Genomic DNA, 17,542 nt, shown 5'->3' with positions numbered 1-17,542 from the left:
GGGTTGAGGTCAATGATTAATTTTTGATGGCCGCAGGCTGGCAGTTGACTGTTGCGCCACCGTAGCCGGACGTGTCATGCGCAGGGAGCCGATGGGTGCTTTCGCCTTCCACTATCGGCGGTAGTGGAACACCGTCTTTATCCACTACAGGCGACGCTTTCTGACAGGTCGACGTTTTCGTTACCTCTGCGGCCCTGGCTGAGGTTTGCAGAATCAGGAGCGCCACGGGAGCAAACAGAAACGCAGTCTTCAGTACATTCTTATAGTTCATACCGGCCTTGAGTAAAAAAATTTAATTCTTATGCTGAGCGACACGTTGATTATTAGGCATAAAATCTGGCAAATGATGAAGGAAAAATGAGAAATTGTGAATCTCATTACCCCTTATTTACCTGTTATGGCCGTTAATCCGCACACAGGCGCAGAATTCTATAACCCGGAATTATCTTAATCAATTGAAATCACCGCGGCACGACAGTCCTCTGGATAAACCATCAACCCGCGCGACATCATCAGCAAACACATCGCTGATATTCGCAATAACAAATACAGGCTATTCACCAGACGCATGGCATCACTCTGGTCGCGGGGGTCTGGCCGCATAAACGAGCCGCCTGCCCCCTCTGGATTAATCCTGGAGTGTCTCACACATTTGAACTTCTCTTGTCAGCCACTAGACTTAAACAAGTCAACCAAAAGGAGAGTCCTATGTCATCGCAAGATTATGAAAACGACGCGCAAGATCTGGTGGACAAAGTCGACAATAAAGTCAATGAATTTGCCGGGGAAGCCCAACAACAATTTGGTCATGTCGTAGATTCGCCCAGGCATCAGCTCAAAGGCGCGGCCCGTAAATACGCCGCCCAGGCTTCGGATGCGGTTTCAGAAGTCTCAGAACGCGTAAAGGAAAATCCGCTGACCGGGCTACTGGCAGCCGGTGCCATCGGGCTGGTGATTGGTTTACTGGTCGGTCGGAAATAATCTCAGGCCGTCGGGCCAATGCCGTTCACTTAAGCAAATCATCGGTGTTGTCTTTTGTTTTATTTGCCTGTGGCAATCGTATTATCGGTGGTTCTGGCGAGCATGACGCGTTTTTCGTTTTCGCCTATTCAGATTCCGTGGTCTGTTCCGTTCACGATAAATTCGCGGATAGTCGTTATATCCACAGCGTGTGAACGGGCAGGGGGACGTTTCGCCCGTCCCCCTGCACCCCCGGCATGGCGCTGAAAACCTGCCGCTCCGCGGTCCGCTCCACTCCGGCTTCATCTGGCGGACCGGGCGGGACTCGACGTCCCTGTCTCGACCCGCCCTCTGGCCGCCGTCCTGGCGGCCAGTCCTGGATGCGCGCCTGCGTTCTCGCCAGGTTTCCTTGATGCGCCCAACCCCCATGCGGTGAGTCCGTTATTCGTCAGTGGCTTTTCAGAGGCTGAAAATCATAAAAAAAGTTATATCCTTTATATTTCAGCCCGTATCAGCTCAGTTAGTGAATCAACCGAATCAGATTTTCGTTTAAACCACCGATTGACAGAACCGCTCAGCCAGCCATAAACGCAACTGACAGCCCTTAACTGACAAGCATTAGGCCTCCGGGCCTGCAGATTGCTGACAACGCGCGTTTTTCAGAAATAGTCCGGCGATGCTTCGCTTGCACGGGCCGATAAAAAGCAGATAACATAATGATATTATTGTTTTTTCAAGCCAGAAAAGGCGGTAATCACCACCCGGCGAAAATGCGGACACAATATCTCAAACAGAGTTGTCATCAGCCTCAAGGCCCTACAGGTCGCAACACGCCGCCTGGTACATTCGCTAAATTTACCGCTATAATGCCCCACAATATTCAGCAGATTCAGACACCCGTATGACAAAACTCACCTTACAAGAGCAGATGCTCAAAGCCGGATTAGTAACCAGCAAAAAAATGGCCAAGGTCCAGAGAACCGCTAAAAAGTCGCGCGTTCAGGCTCGCGAAGCCAGAGAAGCCGTGGAAGAGAATAAGAGAGCGCAACTTGAGCGAGATAAGCAGCTAAGCGAGCAGCAAAAACAAGCGGCGCTGGCCAAAGAATATCAAGCTCAGATCAAGCAGCTTATTGAAATGAACAAAATCGACATTGCAAAAGGCGATATTGATTTTAACTTTACGGATAATAATTTTATTAAGAAAATGACCGTAGACAAGCTGACGCAGGCCCAGTTGATTAGCGGTCGTCTGGCTATTGTCCGCCTGGCTGTTGATCATAACGGCGAGAATAAATACGCAATCATCCCCGGGAGCGTAGCCGATAAAATCGCCCAGCGGGACGCAAGCTGCATTGTCTTAAACAGCGCGCTGAGTGAGCAGACACAGGATGAAGACGATCCTTATGCTGATTTTAAAGTGCCCGATGATTTAATGTGGTAAGCAGCGCTCGCGGAGCAGAGATCCATCGGTCACACTAAAGGCGTAGTCTGCGCGGGCATTATGCTTTACACTGCGCGCGGCAAAAATTAGGTAATGAATGATTAATCAGGCGGTAATGGCAATGAACGGAACGATCACGACATGGTTTAAAGATAAAGGCTTTGGATTTATCAAAGATGAAAACGGTGATAATCGCTATTTTCACGTGATTAAGGTTGCCAACCCTGATTTGCTTAAAAAAAACGCGGCGGTAACGTTCGAGCCCACGACAAATAACAAGGGCTTGTCATCGTATGCCGTGAAGGTCATCCCTGAAAGCAAATACATCTACATCGCAGGCGAGCGTCTTAAACTTACCTCAATCAAATCGTGGCTGGTATACAGTGAAGAGGTTTCTGCCGATACCCGCATCGATAAAGAAAATGCGGTGCTGTCTGTCGGTTTGCTGATGGGCAATATCAAGCCAAAATCAGCCGCTAAGCCCGGCGAAATGCGTTCACTGAAAAAACTGGCGATCACCACCTTCCAGGGAACGACGCTTATCTTCTCGGAAGATGAGATAGATATAGAAGCCACAGTGAAAATGCTGAAGGTGTAATCATTCCGGCCCGATCTGGCAGCCAGCGATTATTTATACCGATATCTGTCAGATTATATCTTGCTGAAATGCTGCTCAGCCCGCTTGTTTTCATCATATCGCGTTTCCCCGGGGGAACGAATAGCCAGGAACCGCACCCGCACCATTAATCCACCTGACGTTTCGCTGCGTAAAAGCCGGGGATGTGTGTGGTGCAAACGCGCAATATCGTTAACCAGCGCCAGCCCGATCCCCGCCCCCGCCTCGGTCCCCGCATTGTCAAGTCGCTGAAACGGCTGCAACGCCTGATAGATCTGCTCATCCTCAATGCCCGGACCGCTATCCTCTACCTCCAGAATGACCGCATCGTCATCACGCAGAAGCCTCGCGGTGACGGTGCCCGGTGATGGGGTATATTTCAACGCATTATCCAGCAGATTCGCACACAGTTCGCCAAGTAAAACCTCATCGCCTTCGATCCACTGCGCCGTCTGCTCGCCTTCATATCCCAGATCGATCGCTTTGCTACGGGCCTGCGCCAGACGGCTAAAACAGCTCATCTGCACCACATCATACAGATTAACCGGCAAGAACTGTCGCTCCCCCTGCTCTTTACGTTTCACCGCCGAAAGCTGTAGCAATCTCTCCGTCAACTGAATGGTATTATCCAGCGTGGCGCTCATCGCCCGCAAACTTTCGTGCCACTGCTGCGGCTGTTGACTGGCTAACGCCACCGCCGCCTGGGTTTTCAGTACCGCCAGCGGCGTTTTTAACTGATGGGACGCATCGGCGCTAAAGCGCTCCTGACGGGAGATCAGCGCGCGCAGGCGATCGATGTAGCGGTTAAAGGCGACGATCAGCAGCCGGGTCTCTGACCAGGGCAGCAGTTCCGGCAAGGGCGTCAGCAGGCCCGGTTCGCGCCGCACCATCAGCGAAGAGAGCTGACGTATCGGTCTTAATATCCGCCGCAGCAACCAGCCCACAAGCACTAACGTCAGCAGCACCAGCAGACCTTGCGATACCCAGGATGAAAACAACAAATGCCCGGCCAGATAGCGCCGGGATTGCAACGTTTCGGCAACGTAAATCTCCGCCATGCCGAAAATCGCCCCTTCGTTTACCGGCTGTAATAGCCGCGCCACGCGGATCGCTTCCCCGCGATATTGAGTATGATAAAACCATGCCAGCGCCGGATAGAGCCGGGTTCGCGAGGTCGCTGGCGGCATCGCAGGCAGATCGTCATACCCGGAAATAACCTTTCCATCCGGATCCACCACTTTGTAATAGAGCCGATCGTTCATGTTCAGTTCGAAGCTGTCGAGCACCACCCAGGGCACATTCACTTCCAGTTTATCGTCGCGCACCACCAGCCGTTCCGCCACCGTTCTGGCAGAAGAGAGCAGCGTCCTGTCGTAGGCCTGGGTTGCAGCCTGTAGCGCGCTAACGTAGCTGTTAAAGGCGGAAAGCGCCCATAGCAGCACCAGCGGCAATCCGAGGAATAGCAGCAGTTGCAGATACAGCGACTGGGGTTTAGCCCACCTCATCGCCGCACTCCAGCACGTAACCCAGCCCACGCAGGGTGGTGATCCGCACGTTACTGCCCTGTAATTTTTTGCGCAGACGATGGATATAGAGTTCGATGCTCTCCGGGCTGACCTCATCGCTCAGGCTGAAGACCTGTTCAAACAGCTGCTGGCGCGACACCGGTCGCGTTCTGCGGTACATCAATACCGTCAGCAACGCCTGCTCACGCGGGGTCAGCGCCAGCGGCTGCGCCTGAAGCAAAAAGTAACCTTCATCGTGAAACGCCAGATCGCCAAGCTGCTGTAACTCCTGCACCTGGCCCGCGCTGCGCCGCAGTAATGCCCGTAATCGCGCATCCAGCTCTTCGATTTCAAACGGTTTTGGCAGATAGTCATCCGCCCCGACATTCAGCCCTTTCACCCGATCCGCCACCGCGCTGCGCGCCGTCAGCAGCAGCACCGGCAGCGTTTGTCCACGCTTGCGCAGGCGTTGCACCACATCCAGCCCGTCCAGTCCAGGCATATTGATGTCCAGCACCGCCAGCGCGTAGCTTTCACTGTGCAGAAGATGATCGGCCGCCAGGCCATCGAATACGCAGTCCACGGCAAAACCGTTTTGCGCCAGCGCTTTCTCCAGCCAGTGAGCCAGCTCACGGTTATCTTCCGCTAATAAGAGACGCATATCACATCCTGTAAAGTTTCTGCCCCATTGAAAGGGAATTGAAAGGTTATTGTTTTAACAATCACGCAACCGTACTGCTACATGTCGGTTCACATAATCACAAAAATCTTCTTCCGTACCTGAAAATTCGGACATCCGCGTGAGGATAAACAATGAAAAAACAATTACTTCGCACCCTTACTGCAAGCATTTTACTGATGAGTACCGCTGTACTGGCGCAGGACGCACCGTCGCGCACCGAATGCATCGCCCCGGCCAAACCCGGCGGCGGATTCGACCTTACCTGTAAGCTGATTCAGGTGAGCATGATGGAAACCGGCGCAATCGATAAACCGATGCGCGTCACTTATATGCCGGGCGGCGTCGGCGCGGTGGCCTATAACGCGATTGTCGCCCAGCGTCCTGGCGAACCGGGAACGCTGGTCGCCTTCTCCGGTGGATCGCTGCTCAATTTGTCGCAGGGGAAATTTGGTCGTTACGGTGTGGATGATGTGCGCTGGCTGGCGAGTGTGGGGACCGACTACGGGATGATCGCCGTGCGCGCCGACTCCCCGTGGAAGTCGCTGAAGGATCTGCTGAGCGCCATGGAAAAAAAACCTGAGAGCGTGGTCATTGGCGCAGGCGCGTCAATCGGCAGCCAGGACTGGATGAAGGCGGCGCTACTGGCGCAGAAGGCCAATGTTGATCCGCACAAGATGCGCTACGTGGCGTTTGAAGGCGGCGGCGAACCGGTTACGGCGCTGATGGGCAACCATGTGCAGGTGGTTTCCGGCGACCTCAGTGAAATGGTGCCTTACCTGAGCGGCGATAAAATTCGCGTGCTGGCGGTATTTGCTGAACAACGCCTGCCGGGTCAGTTAGCCAACGTCCCGACCGCCAAAGAGCAAGGATACGACCTGGTCTGGCCGATCATTCGTGGCTTTTACGTGGGGCCGAAAGTCAGCGATGCCGACTACCAGTGGTGGGTGGAGACCTTCAAAAAACTCCAGCAGACCGACGAGTTTAAAAAGCAGCGCGATCTGCGCGGTCTGTTTGCATTCGATATGACCGGCAAACAGCTTGACGACTACGTCAAAAAACAGGTCACCGATTACCGCGAACAGGCGAAAGCCTTCGGCCTCGCGAAATAGCTCAGGAGGCACTCATGAGCGATCGTATTTTTGCCGGGATCTGGCTGTTGCTCTGCATTGCCGGGCTGTTTATCGCCTGGCAGATTCACAGTGAATACAGCTACGAACCGGTGGGCCCTCGCCCGTTTCCGCTGGGTATTCTCGGTCTGATGGCGTTCTGCGCGCTGGCGCTGTTATTGCGCCATCCCGATACCGTTAACTGGCCTCACCGCCATGTGTTGCAAAAGCTGCTGACGATGGTCATCGTCCTGCTGATGTATGCCTGGGGTTTTGAATGGCTGGGCTTTCCGATTGCCACCGCCATTCTCACCCTGGTCATCGGCATTCTGTTCGGCGCAACGATCCCGGCAGCGGGTATTTCCGGCGCGGTTCTCGGCACCCTGCTGTGGTATGCCTTCGACCGCCTGCTTGATGTCACCTTACCTCTCGGCGCCTGGCTGAGTTAACGGAGAAACGATGGATACCTGGATATATCTTTCTCAGGGTTTTGCGGTGGCCATGACGCCGGAGAATCTGATAATTGCCCTGATCGGCTGCTTCGTCGGCACCATTGTCGGCCTGCTGCCGGGGCTTGGGCCGATTAACGGCGTGGCGATTTTACTGCCGCTGGCTTTCGCCCTGCATCTGCCTGCGGAATCCGCGCTGATCCTGCTGGCGACGGTTTATATCGGCTGTGAATATGGTGGGCGTATTTCGTCGATTCTGCTCAACGTGCCCGGCGATGCGGCGGCGATCATGACCGCGCTCGACGGGTATCCGATGGCGCAACAGGGTCGAGGCGGTATCGCCCTCTCCATCTCAGCGGTCAGCTCGTTTTTTGGTTCGATCATTGCCATCGGCGGGATCATCCTGTTCGCACCGCTGCTGGCGCAATGGTCGCTGGCGTTTGGTCCGGCGGAATACTTTGCGCTAATGGTCTTTGCCATCGCCTGCCTCGGCAGCATGATGGCGCAAAACCCGCTGAAATCATTTCTGGCCGCGCTGATCGGTCTGGGTCTGGCGACCGTCGGCGTGGACGCCAACACCGGGGTTTATCGCTTTACCTTTGACAGCGTTCATCTCTCCGACGGTGTGCAGTTCATCGTGGTGGTGATCGGCTTGTTCTCGGTCTCAGAAATACTCTTAATGCTCGAACATACCAGCAGCGGCCAGAAGCTGGTACGCAAAACCGGGCGTATGTTGTTTAACGCCAGAGAAGGGGCGCAGTGCGTGGGCGCGACGTTACGCTCATCGGTGATCGGCTTCTTCGTCGGCGTGCTGCCGGGCGCAGGCGCCACCATCGCCAGCGCCATCACCTACATGACCGAGAAAAAGCTCAGCGGCAACAGCGACAGCTTCGGCAAAGGCGATATCCGTGGCGTGGCGGCACCGGAAGCCGCCAACAACGCCTCAGCCTGCGGCTCGTTTATCCCGATGCTGACCCTTGGCGTGCCAGGTTCCGGCACCACGGCGGTAATGATGGGCGCGCTGACGCTGTATAACATCACGCCAGGACCGGCGATGTTCACCGAACAACCGGATATCGTCTGGGGGCTGATCGCCGCGCTGCTGATCGCCAACGTGATGCTGCTGGTGATGAACATCCCGCTGATTGGCCTGTTCACCCGCATGCTGACCATCCCGCTGTGGTTCCTTGTCCCGGCGATTGCCGCCGTGTCCGCGGTCGGCGTGTACGCGGTACACAGCACCACGTTCGATCTGGTGCTGATGGTGGCGCTCGGCATACTGGGCTACATTCTGCGTAAAATGCATTTCCCCATGTCGCCGCTGATCCTCGGCTTTGTGCTTGGCGAGATGCTGGAGCAAAACCTGCGCCGGGCGCTCTCTATCAGCAACGGCAATATGGCGATTCTGTGGGAGAGCGGCGTGACGAAAGCGCTGCTGACGATGGCGATAGCGGTAATTGTCATCCCGCCGCTGCTGCGCCTTATTCGCAAACGCAACAATAAGCCACAGGTGGATATCGGTTAATGGATTGCCGGATGGCATTACGCCATCCGGCGGAAATAGCGGCACAATAACTTACTCTGCATAACACAAAACAATTGCCCGGCGGCGCATCCGCTTGCACGGGCCTACAGGTGATGTATAACCTGTTGATATTGTAGAAAATTAAGGCAAAATAAGGCGCGGCCGTCATCAGCCAGAAATCCTGCCCCATATCTAAACAGATTCGTCAGTATATTTTACTCCTGCTTGTGTACAGGGCCCGTTGCTCAATCAACTGCGCCGCGATGCTGACGGCAATTTCGGCCGGAGTTTCGCTTTTAATCTTAATCCCGATTGGCGCGGTAATCCGCGCGATATCATGCTCATTAAACCCGTCTGCTTTTATGGCGGCGGTGAGCGTCGCAATTTTTGTCCGGCTACCGGCAACGCCGATATAGTAAGCCGATGTTCTTAATGCGAACCGCAAAACTTCGTAATCACACTTGTGTCCGCGCGTAATGATAACGATACAATCCTGCGGCTGGATCGTAATCTCGTCAGCAAGGTTAACATAATCCAATGTATGCACCTCTTCGGCACAGGGGAAAAGCTCACGGGTGGAGTATTCCGCTCTGTCGTCGGTCACGGTGCAACGAAAATTCAACTGTTCGAGTAAAGGAATAAGCGCCTGAGCAATATGCCCGCCGCCAAAGACATAAATACGGCCCGAATTCATCAGCTTTTGTATATAGCACGTTCCTGCTGGCGTTTCTGTCTTGCCCGCCGGGTAGTCTTGCTCGCCCCTCCGTTCAGGAACGAATACCGGGGAGAGGCCGAAAAGTCCCTCTTCGCGACTGTAAAACCCAAATTCAACACCGGTATAAGGAAGCATAAGCCATCCTGTTTTATGCTTTTCCGAATGGTCACAGGCGACCGTCAGGGTCGATTGATTCACCTCGGAGGGGTAAATATACGTGAAAAGCAGATCCACGTTGCCCCCGCAAACCATGCCGATCCGGGTCAGCTGATACTTTCTTAACCCTCCCTGCCCGGTAGCCAGAAGGCTTTGCGCCGACTGAACTGCGCTATACTCCAGCACACCGCCGCCAATAGTACCGCCCAGTCGGCCATCTTCGCCAACAACCATGCTGGCGCCTGCGTGGCGCGGGGCGCTGCCCATTTCCGCTACCACCGTGACAAGCTGGGTCGCTTGCCCCCTCTTGCAGCGTTCCAGCAAGAGTGCGAAAAGTGTTTTCATCGTCCGTTCCTTCAGCAAAGATATAATGCTCACTTAACTCTGTTAGTGATTGCCTTTTCGATAGCCAAAGCCTGTTGCCATCTGTCGTCATGGGCCAACACCGCGTCTTTCGTCAGACATTTCCCCATACTGGCGGTAAAGCGTTCCTGAAGAGTGACCTTTTTCGTGCCGTACATCCTTTTATCAGCGAGAAAAAGCACATGCGCTTCGCTAATGGGCTCGCTCAAAGTTATGTCGTGGTGCAGTTCAACAATACGGGCAACCTGCAAATACCCCCTCGCCCTCAGTATTGCTGCGGCTTTGTGCGGATGGCTTTTCCCTTCTCGCCGGGCCATATCATGAAGAAGCGCGGCGGCCCGTAACCGCCCGGGGGATAAAATTATCCCGTCACGCTGCAAACTCGTGCTAATCCTGAGCGCCTCTTCGCAGACGGCCAGGCTGTGCGCGCGCACGGGTTCCGGCGTTGCGCATAAACGCCAGAGTTCCCGAATCTCTTCATCTGACGGGATATCGTCAGGACTTTTACCTGTGGCCGTCACGGCAAATGCGCCGTTGGCATAGCGCAAAACCGTAATACTGCCGTAGGGCAGACGTATTAGCGCATCATGTCGGGGGTCGAGATGCATAAGCTTCCACAACAGTGCGCGAATAGCGCCCTCGTGGGTTATCGCCACAATATCGGAGCCCTCTCTTTCCGCGATCTCCCTGAGCGTCGTTTCCATACGCGTCGCCCCGCTATCCAGGCTTTCGCCGCCGGGAGGCATCAGCGCCCAGTTCCGCCCCCGCCTGGCATACAGCTCAGGATATCTGGCGCGTATCGCCTCAAAACGCATCCCTTCCCACTCGCCGACGGCAATTTCATCCAGGCCCGACGATACGGATATTTTCCGTTTCCCTGTAGCAAGCCGCTCAGCCGTTTCGCGACTGCGCCTGAGACGGCTGCAATACAGCGCGTATTCCATCCCGGAGAAACACGGGATCAACGCCGAGGATTGCGTGAGGCCTTCAGGCGCCAGGGGAAAATCACTCCCGTTTCCCAGACAATAACGCCTGTTGTCCGGCGTTTGCGGACGGCCGTGACGGACGAGAAAAATGCCGGGCATAAAAATCGCCTCAATTCCTGACGATCAACACGCTACCGTGCAGATCGCAAAGTGGGACCAGACAAAGCCGACCGGCCTGGTTTTCAAAATCAGACATCGCCTGTTTCACCCCCGGAAAACGCGCGTTGTGGTAATCATGCAGCAGGATGCAGCCATTTGGGACAAGCCGGGGATAGAACCATTCAAGGCCGCTCAGCGTCGGCGCGTATAGGTCAGCGTCCAGACTCACAAAGGCGAAGCGTTCTTCAATACCGGTTGCCGTGCCCGGGAAATGACCTTCCCGAATGATCACCCGCGCCTGATGGGGCATCCTCGCCATCACCGCCTCCACGCTGGTGGCACAGAACTCATCCCGGCGCACCGGCGGAAAACCGTGCGCCTTTTCTGTATCTATGTCTGATTCAGCAAACCCACGGAACGTATCAAACAGGTACAGCGATTTGTCCGGGAAAACCGCGTTCAGAAGACGGGCGAAATTGCCCTGGTAGACGCCAAGTTCGGCTACTACGCCTTCGGTGTGAAGCTCATTGAGCCGTCCGGCAATCCTCCTGGTCATCGCGCCGCGTATATCGATCGCCGGTTGTAAAGTATCCAGCCGGAAGATTGGCCCGTGGTAGCCTGCCGCTCTGGCCTGTTGTTCCAGTTCCAGCCCGCGTTCTTTTGCCGCAACGCTGACAAAAACAACGTCAGGCCGGAGCGCAAGCGCTGCAGCAACCGACAGCACAGGCGGATAATGCGCCGTTGACTGCCGCGTCGCCGCGTTGTCGCCAAAGGCCAGGAGTTGCAACGCCTGTTCATTAAGCAACAACGCAGCATTTCTGCCCATCTGTCCCGCGCCCAGCAATACCACGGTTTTCATAATCCCCTTCCCGTCTGGTTCATACCTGGCGCGCCCTGGGCATATAGCCGGGCGGCGCGATCACATACGATAGTGAAGTCGTCATCCGTATCCATATCCAGAAGGATCGCGCTGTCCCCGACAGCCACCGGCCTGCGCGGCAACGTCATCAGGGCGCCCCGCAGGCCATCCCGCCCCGCCATCGCACATATACCAGCAAAGTAAGCTGCCGGGATCACCGGCGGGTGTCCCTGCCTATTTTCAAACTCAGGAATGAGTACATCCCCCGGATGATGCCGCGCGGCCGCAAGCAGAAGGCGCACCGTATCCTGCTGTACCAGGGGAATATCCACGGGATGTACGAAACATCCCGAACAGGCTGGCGCAAGCGCGATAAGATGCTGCAGGCCGATACGGACCGTGGAAAACATGCCCCGCCGCGCATCGGGATTTTGCACGTAATTCAGCCCGAGACGTTGCGCTTCGGCAGCCAGCGCCGCCTGATTGACCTGCCCGCCAACCAGCAGAACCGGCGAAACGTCCGCCGCCGAATATATCCAGGCCAGGTTTTCGAGCGCGCTGCGGCTGCCATCCATAAAAGGAATGGACAGCAGCGGTTTAAAGCCCTGACGCATGCGTGTAGAAAATCCTGCCGCCAGGATGAGCGAGGCATACTTTCCGGCGAACATGTCAACCTCCGCGTTTACACGTAGACCTACTCGCGCGCGTTCTGCAGCCGCAGTACCGCAGTTTTGATAAGACTCTTTATCTCATTGATTTTATATCTGTTTTTATCAAGCGGAATCGCGCCATTTACGGCCAGTTCCGCGACGGCTTTCGCAATCTGCGCATCAGGCTTTTTGTTCAGCAGATAGCGCTCCCCCGCGTGACAGCGTAACGGAACCGGCGCAACGCCCCCCATGACTAACCGGGCTTTGGTAATTTTGCCGTCCTGAACGGTAAAAAGGCTGGCCAGGCTGACAATGGCGAAGTCTATGGCGTCGCGCAGACGAAACTTGTCATAATGGCCGATACTTTCCTTCGGCAAAGGGATCTCGATACTTTCGACAAGCTCTCCGGGCGCAAGACAATCCGTTACTTTCAGCGTCGATCCGCAAAATTCATCTGCCGGGACAATGCGCTGCGTCGTGTGGATACGCGCGTCCAGGACCATTAATACCGGTGCCAAATCAGAAGGGTTGACCGCATAGCAGCCGCAATTCAGACAGCGCGCCGCTTCCGCGAGCGCCTGGTCCATCGGCAGGCTGAAGGCGTCCTCTTTTTTGATATTACGCGCAGCCACGGGCAACTCTGTGAGTCTGGCTTGCTGGTATTTTTTAATGCCTGAAGGATCAAGAGAGAGGAACTGAACGCCTGTGGCCTCGTTCGCTTTATCGACATTTCCCTCATAGTTTTCCTGGCAACCCAGATACCTGTTTATGCTGCGGCTCGCGTTATGCCCCGTTGCAACCGCATTGATGACCGTGGACGGCCCGGTAACGATGTCGCCTCCCGCGAATACGCCGCGACGGCTGGTCATCTGCGAACCAACATCTACGCCTATCAGGCCTCTGCGCGTCAGTTGCATGTCATACTTCTCGTCAAGGAAAGAGAGGTCGCCCGCCTGTCCGACGGCCATCAGGATATTGTCGGCTGCAATGTCCTTTTTCTCGCTGTCATCATAGTGCGGGTTGAAAGCGCCTTTCGCATCGCGAACCGCAACGCAGCGTTTGAGCCGCATGCCCGTGACGACGCCGTTATCGGCCAGGACTTTATCGAGCCCCCATTGCGGCATAATGATGATGCCTTCTTCTCTGGCACGGGCCACCTCGTCGCGGCCCGCAGGCATCTCTTCTTCGGATTCAAGACAGGCGAGAATTACCGTCTGCGCGCCCAGGCGTCGGGCGGTGATCGCGACGTCCATCGCGACGTTGCCTCCCCCGGCCACGAGAACGCGGTTGCCGATCTTGCCTTCCATCCGGGTATTGATATCCACCAGAAAATCCAGACCGTACATAGTCAGTTCTTCGCCGGGAATACCGAGGGTGGGACGTTTCCAGGTTCCCGGCGCGTAATAGACGCTGTCGTACTGTTTTTCCAGATCGGCGGGAGTGACATCCTGACCAATTCTGGTGTCGAGGACAAAAGCAATCCCCATATGTTGCAGCAGTTCAGTGAATGTTCTGACAAGTTGTTTGGGCAAGCGGTAATTGGGAATGGCGTACATCAGCATTCCGCCCGCTTTCGGTCTGGCATCGTAAACCGTTACGCGATGCCCGGCTTTACGGAGGTAAAAAGCGGCGGCGAGGCCCGAAGGACCGGCCCCGACAATGGCAACTGACTTACCGGTGTCCCACTGTGGAGGGGCATAAAATTCACGGCCATTTTCCAGAATATAGTCGCCAACGCTGCGCTCCACCTCGCGTATCGCCACGCTGTCATCGGTATGCCCGCGGTTACAGCCAGACTGGCAAAAATGCGCGCAGACCCTGCTGGTCAGCATCGGCATCGGGTTAGCCTGCATAAGGATGCGCGCGGCGGCTTTTTTATTCCCTTTACGCAACTGCTCCATATAGGCAGGGATATCCGTGCTGGCGGGACAGTGCTGGCTACAGGGCGTGGCGTGGGTTTTCATGCCGCCAAAGATGGAATGATACCGGTTGTCTCCCTGGATAGCGTAGCAGGTGTCGCCCCCTTTTCTGGCGCATACCATCCGCCCGCCGCCCTCATGTGGGTAACGATAAAACCAACAGCGCACGTCCTGGCAGAGATTTCCCCCAATAGTGCCCCGGTTTCGAATGTTGGGAGACGCGACGGAATGGGCCGCTTCGGCGAGTATCGGGACCGCGTCAAGAATCGTCTTGTCTTCCGCGATATCGCTTAGTTTCGCTGTTGCGCCGATATACAGCCTATTCCCGTTGATGTAGATGCCATCGGCCCCCGGGATCCACAACAGGCTGACCAGTGAATCCGGGTATTCCGGTAAAATGGCTGTTTTCATGCCGCCCAGGAGATCGGTTCCCCCGGCAAGAGGACGTGAGCCATGTTTTACGTAATCGGCAGCGTCGGCAAAACTTTCGGCGCGATAATAGTAAAAATTTTTCATGGTGACCTCCTATGCGACTTTACCAAGGGCCTGCAAAATAACGTCCGGGGTTGCGGGATACTGAGCAACCTGAATGCCGATGGCGTTGGAAATGGCTTGCATGGTCGCGCTGGCCGCCGAAGCGCCTGCGATTTCCCCTACCCCGACGGCCTTAAACTGGAAGGTATCGAATTGCGACTGCAATATTGATGTTTCGTATACCGGGAACTCATTGAACGGACGCCATTTGTATTCAAGCATGTTAAATGTCAGCGTCCGGTGAGTGATGGGATCGATAATGTGTTCTTCGTAAATGGCGGTATCAAGAGATGCGGCCCCGATACCTCCCTGGCACTGCATTTCCAGCATCGACGGGTCGATTGTCTGGCCGGAGTCCGTCCCGCCCACCATGCGAACGACATCCACTTTTCCGGTTTCTTTGTTTACCTCCACTTCGATAAGCACCATAAAAAAGTTGGGGGTGGAAAAGTTTTCCAGATGCTGGCCGTAGCCTGTCAGGGTCAGATCCGGCGGAATCAGTTTCTTCCAGCTAACAAACTGGTCAGGCCGCGCTTTACTGCTCACGCCAAAATCGCGTAATTCCATAGCGTCCATCGATATATCAAGATGGTGCACAGCCAGTTCGCACAATTTCTTTTTCGCGTTTTCCGCGGCATTACTGACGGCATGGCCATATGTAATGGTGCCGCGGCTACCGCAAAGGCCGAAACCGGTCGGGTTGATTTTCGTGGACGGCGGCGTCAGCTCAACGCGCTCATAGGGGACGTTAAGTATTTCGGCCACCATTTTCGCTATATTGCTGCGCTGCCCCATGCCGGACTCGGTGATGTCCGTTTGCAGAATGACCCGAGCCTTATCGCCAACCATATCGGGCACGATGCGTACATAAGCTTCGGTGTTATCTTCGCCAACGTCGGCATTACCGATAATGCTGCATCCTACGCCCCGCACCCGAGTCCCGTCTTCGCTGGTCCAGGTCGGCACGCCCCATCCTTTCCACTTGTCTTTCCAGCCAAATTTCGCGGCGGCCGCTTCAATGGCCGGAACATAATTAATGGAATGGGCGATCCACAATCTGCCATCGCGCCAGATATAGGGGTCGCCGTCTGAAACGTAGTTTTTCTTATAGCACTCGACAGGATCAAAATTGCCCGCCTGCATGGCTCTGGCCATCAGGAGCGAGAGACAACTGTTCAGCTCCTGGCCGCCATATCCGCGCACAATACCAGCCGGCTGTTTATTGGTGACAATGCAATAGGTGTCCAGATCCCAGTTGGCGCATTTAGCCATCACTAACTGCGCCTCGCCAATGCCCACGCTGATCTGGCCTTGCGTCGTATTGCAAAAGGCGCCGGTATCGACAAACCACTGGGCTTTGACAGCCCGCACAACGCCCTCTTTGTCCATACCGATTTTCGCTTTAACCTGGCTGCCAAGACGGGTTTCAGAGCAGATCAACTGTTCTGCCTTCGTCTGGTAGAATTTGACCGGACGCCCCGTGTGCCGGGAAAGAATGGCCGCCGAAATCACCGGAACCACCATACTTTGCTTGTTGCCATAGCTGCCGCCGACGTTGAAGCTGCGGACATGAAGATTACAGTCCGGGATGACGCTGACGCCGAATACCTCCAGAATGCGGCAACTTTGCGTGGTGGCCCAAATGCTGTAATCGTTGCCCCCATCCCAACTGACGATTGCGCCGGGCGGTTCCGGTGCGAGCGGCGCGGCCATTTTCGCAAACTCGACGGTGTCTTCAGCGCAAATCGCGCACTCGTCAAACCCTTTTTCCACATCCCCACGGATGAGATGCCAGAACGGCCCGTCCTTCTGGAAGGGAGGATAGCCGGGCGTCACAATGTTATTTTTAAACTCTTTGTATAACTGCGTAACCCCCTCTTTCACCGCATCAATGCCGTTGGTGATAACCGGGAGTTGCTCGTACTCAACCTCGATCAGGTCGATCGCTTCCATCGCTATTTCTGCGCTTTCCGCAGCAACCAGGGCCACCGTATCGCCGATATACTGCATTTCTTGCCCGAGAATAGGTTTTGACGGCGGGTATCCCAGCAGCCAGGTCGGATCGGCCTCTTTATATGTCAATACCGCCGCAACGCCTTTCAACGCTTTGGCCTTTTCCGTATTAATAGAAATAATGCGTGCGTGCGCATAGGGAGACTTCAGGGATTTTCCTGTCAGCATTCTCGGCAGGCTGAAATCGTCGAGGAAGGTCGTCTTCCCGGTGACGATGCCCTGCGCATCTTTACGAGGAACATTGACTTTGCCGATGTAGCGGTAATTTTCAGGCTTGTAATCGTCAGAATACATTTACTGTTCCTCGCTTTTTCTGGTGAAGGCGTCCATGGCCTCAAGCACGTGGTACTGGCTGATACAACGGCAGAAATTACCGCTAAGCGCGTCTTTCACCTGATCCGGCGTAGGAGCCGCTTCCTTATTCAACAACGCCCTGGCGGACATGATGATCCCCGGCGTACAGAAACCGCACTGGAAGGCGTAATGGTCGATAAATGCTTGTTGCACAGGGTCAAGAACCCCTGTCCGGGGGTCAGCCAGTCCCTCAATAGTGGTAATGTCTTTCCCGTCCGTTTCGACCGTCAGCAACATGCAGGACAGGACGGCCCGACCGTCCATGATGACGGTACAGCAGCCGCAGGAGCCTTCCCCACATGCCGCCTTTGTGCCCGTTAAGGCCAGTCGCGTGCGTAACGTTTCCGATAAGGTTTCTCCACAAGGGATCTGCCCGAGTTTATCTCCTACTGAAAAGTCATATTCCAGTCCATTAACATGTAAGGAAATCGATTCGGTTTTCATATAAATGCGTCCTTGATTGAATACAAGGGAATAAGGTAAGGCTGTGTATTGAATTCAATACACAAGATGCGCCTGGATAATTATCCCTTTATATGGCCACAATAAGACACGATATTCACTGGCTTAGCGTCTGCCCCATTAGGGCTATTTCACCTGTTATTTGTCC

Annotated in this window: 16 protein-coding genes; 6 read left to right on the top strand and 10 right to left on the bottom strand. The window is 55.0% G+C overall.

Annotated elements, in window-relative coordinates:
- Window positions 1–16: 16 nt before the first annotated feature.
- Window positions 17–271, bottom strand: a complete 255-nt coding sequence (locus tag ABK821_RS13940) for a hypothetical protein (protein ID WP_138362194.1) — start codon at window positions 269–271, stop codon at window positions 17–19.
- A 437-nt stretch (window positions 272–708) separates the two neighbouring features.
- Here ABK821_RS13940 and ABK821_RS13935 point away from each other — a divergent pair, with 437 nt between their 5' ends.
- The 3 genes from ABK821_RS13935 to ABK821_RS13925 all read left to right on the top strand — a co-directional run bounded on the left by ABK821_RS13935 (window position 709) and on the right by ABK821_RS13925 (window position 2,999).
- On the top strand, window positions 709–981 hold the full coding sequence (locus ABK821_RS13935) for a YqjD family protein (protein WP_138362193.1): 273 nt from the start codon (window positions 709–711) through the stop codon (window positions 979–981).
- Window positions 982–1,861: 880 nt separating this feature from the next.
- Window positions 1,862–2,401, top strand: coding sequence for a DUF2058 domain-containing protein (locus ABK821_RS13930; protein ID WP_138362192.1), 540 nt, complete (start codon window positions 1,862–1,864; stop codon window positions 2,399–2,401).
- Between the two features lie 115 nt (window positions 2,402–2,516).
- Entirely contained in the window at window positions 2,517–2,999 is a 483-nt protein-coding gene (locus ABK821_RS13925; protein ID WP_343178754.1) for a cold shock domain-containing protein, read from the top strand.
- A gap of 53 nt (window positions 3,000–3,052) precedes the next feature.
- Here the strand turns inward: ABK821_RS13925 and ABK821_RS13920 are convergent, their stop codons facing one another.
- The gene (locus ABK821_RS13920) at window positions 3,053–4,522 is read right to left on the bottom strand and encodes a sensor histidine kinase (protein ID WP_138362191.1); all 1,470 of its coding nucleotides are present in this window, start codon (window positions 4,520–4,522) and stop codon (window positions 3,053–3,055) included.
- Window positions 4,509–5,183, bottom strand: a complete 675-nt coding sequence (gene tctD / locus ABK821_RS13915; protein WP_138362190.1) for a transcriptional regulator TctD — start codon at window positions 5,181–5,183, stop codon at window positions 4,509–4,511. Before tctD ends, ABK821_RS13920 begins: the two co-directional genes overlap by 14 nt.
- 152 nt (window positions 5,184–5,335) lie before the next feature.
- Here tctD and ABK821_RS13910 point away from each other — a divergent pair, with 152 nt between their 5' ends.
- Genes ABK821_RS13910 through ABK821_RS13900 form a run of 3 tightly spaced genes read left to right on the top strand, consistent with a single transcriptional unit; the run spans window position 5,336 to window position 8,284 of the window.
- On the top strand, window positions 5,336–6,313 hold the full coding sequence (locus tag ABK821_RS13910; protein WP_138362189.1) for a tripartite tricarboxylate transporter substrate binding protein: 978 nt from the start codon (window positions 5,336–5,338) through the stop codon (window positions 6,311–6,313).
- Between the two features lie 14 nt (window positions 6,314–6,327).
- Window positions 6,328–6,759 (top strand): tripartite tricarboxylate transporter TctB family protein, encoded by a 432-nt coding sequence (locus tag ABK821_RS13905; protein WP_142501322.1) that lies wholly within the window; start codon window positions 6,328–6,330, stop codon window positions 6,757–6,759.
- Window positions 6,760–6,769: 10 nt separating this feature from the next.
- On the top strand, window positions 6,770–8,284 hold the full coding sequence (locus ABK821_RS13900; RefSeq protein ID WP_138362187.1) for a tripartite tricarboxylate transporter permease: 1,515 nt from the start codon (window positions 6,770–6,772) through the stop codon (window positions 8,282–8,284).
- A gap of 205 nt (window positions 8,285–8,489) precedes the next feature.
- Here ABK821_RS13900 and xdhC read toward each other — a convergent pair whose 3' ends face one another.
- Genes xdhC through ABK821_RS13865 form a run of 7 tightly spaced genes read right to left on the bottom strand, consistent with a single transcriptional unit; the run spans window position 8,490 to window position 17,376 of the window.
- The gene (xdhC, locus tag ABK821_RS13895; protein WP_395033969.1) at window positions 8,490–9,500 is read right to left on the bottom strand and encodes a xanthine dehydrogenase accessory protein XdhC; all 1,011 of its coding nucleotides are present in this window, start codon (window positions 9,498–9,500) and stop codon (window positions 8,490–8,492) included.
- A gap of 29 nt (window positions 9,501–9,529) precedes the next feature.
- Window positions 9,530–10,603 (bottom strand): histidine phosphatase family protein, encoded by a 1,074-nt coding sequence (locus ABK821_RS13890; RefSeq protein WP_138362185.1) that lies wholly within the window; start codon window positions 10,601–10,603, stop codon window positions 9,530–9,532.
- Window positions 10,604–10,613: 10 nt separating this feature from the next.
- Complete coding sequence (locus ABK821_RS13885) at window positions 10,614–11,462, bottom strand: TylF/MycF/NovP-related O-methyltransferase (RefSeq protein WP_343178738.1); 849 nt, start codon at window positions 11,460–11,462, stop codon at window positions 10,614–10,616.
- Complete coding sequence (locus tag ABK821_RS13880) at window positions 11,459–12,130, bottom strand: nucleotidyltransferase family protein (protein WP_343178739.1); 672 nt, start codon at window positions 12,128–12,130, stop codon at window positions 11,459–11,461. Before ABK821_RS13880 ends, ABK821_RS13885 begins: the two co-directional genes overlap by 4 nt.
- 26 nt (window positions 12,131–12,156) lie before the next feature.
- Window positions 12,157–14,547 carry an FAD-dependent oxidoreductase gene (locus tag ABK821_RS13875; protein WP_343178740.1) on the bottom strand — a complete coding sequence of 797 codons (2,391 nt, stop codon included), beginning with the start codon at window positions 14,545–14,547 and terminating at the stop codon, window positions 12,157–12,159.
- Window positions 14,548–14,556: 9 nt separating this feature from the next.
- Window positions 14,557–16,872: a xanthine dehydrogenase family protein molybdopterin-binding subunit gene (locus ABK821_RS13870; protein WP_343178741.1), complete on the bottom strand. Its 2,316-nt coding sequence runs from the start codon at window positions 16,870–16,872 to the stop codon at window positions 14,557–14,559.
- Window positions 16,873–17,376: a 2Fe-2S iron-sulfur cluster-binding protein gene (locus ABK821_RS13865; RefSeq protein WP_308563326.1), complete on the bottom strand. Its 504-nt coding sequence runs from the start codon at window positions 17,374–17,376 to the stop codon at window positions 16,873–16,875.
- Window positions 17,377–17,542: the final 166 nt, after the last annotated feature.

This window comes from Klebsiella sp. KE9456 (assembly GCF_043832615.1).
Classification (GTDB): domain Bacteria; phylum Pseudomonadota; class Gammaproteobacteria; order Enterobacterales; family Enterobacteriaceae; genus Klebsiella; species Klebsiella indica.
This window is presented reverse-complemented; position numbering and strand designations above follow the sequence as displayed.

Coding starts and splice junctions, on each gene's coding strand:
- ABK821_RS13940 (WP_138362194.1), bottom strand. CDS start 271: ATGAACTATAAGAATGTACTGAAGACTGCGTTTCTGTTTGCTCCCGTG.
- ABK821_RS13935 (WP_138362193.1), top strand. CDS start 709: ATGTCATCGCAAGATTATGAAAACGACGCGCAAGATCTGGTGGACAAA.
- ABK821_RS13930 (WP_138362192.1), top strand. CDS start 1,862: ATGACAAAACTCACCTTACAAGAGCAGATGCTCAAAGCCGGATTAGTA.
- ABK821_RS13925 (WP_343178754.1), top strand. CDS start 2,517: ATGGCAATGAACGGAACGATCACGACATGGTTTAAAGATAAAGGCTTT.
- ABK821_RS13920 (WP_138362191.1), bottom strand. CDS start 4,522: ATGAGGTGGGCTAAACCCCAGTCGCTGTATCTGCAACTGCTGCTATTC.
- tctD (WP_138362190.1), bottom strand. CDS start 5,183: ATGCGTCTCTTATTAGCGGAAGATAACCGTGAGCTGGCTCACTGGCTG.
- ABK821_RS13910 (WP_138362189.1), top strand. CDS start 5,336: ATGAAAAAACAATTACTTCGCACCCTTACTGCAAGCATTTTACTGATG.
- ABK821_RS13905 (WP_142501322.1), top strand. CDS start 6,328: ATGAGCGATCGTATTTTTGCCGGGATCTGGCTGTTGCTCTGCATTGCC.
- ABK821_RS13900 (WP_138362187.1), top strand. CDS start 6,770: ATGGATACCTGGATATATCTTTCTCAGGGTTTTGCGGTGGCCATGACG.
- xdhC (WP_395033969.1), bottom strand. CDS start 9,500: ATGAAAACACTTTTCGCACTCTTGCTGGAACGCTGCAAGAGGGGGCAA.
- ABK821_RS13890 (WP_138362185.1), bottom strand. CDS start 10,603: ATGCCCGGCATTTTTCTCGTCCGTCACGGCCGTCCGCAAACGCCGGAC.
- ABK821_RS13885 (WP_343178738.1), bottom strand. CDS start 11,462: ATGAAAACCGTGGTATTGCTGGGCGCGGGACAGATGGGCAGAAATGCT.
- ABK821_RS13880 (WP_343178739.1), bottom strand. CDS start 12,130: ATGTTCGCCGGAAAGTATGCCTCGCTCATCCTGGCGGCAGGATTTTCT.
- ABK821_RS13875 (WP_343178740.1), bottom strand. CDS start 14,547: ATGAAAAATTTTTACTATTATCGCGCCGAAAGTTTTGCCGACGCTGCC.
- ABK821_RS13870 (WP_343178741.1), bottom strand. CDS start 16,872: ATGTATTCTGACGATTACAAGCCTGAAAATTACCGCTACATCGGCAAA.
- ABK821_RS13865 (WP_308563326.1), bottom strand. CDS start 17,376: ATGAAAACCGAATCGATTTCCTTACATGTTAATGGACTGGAATATGAC.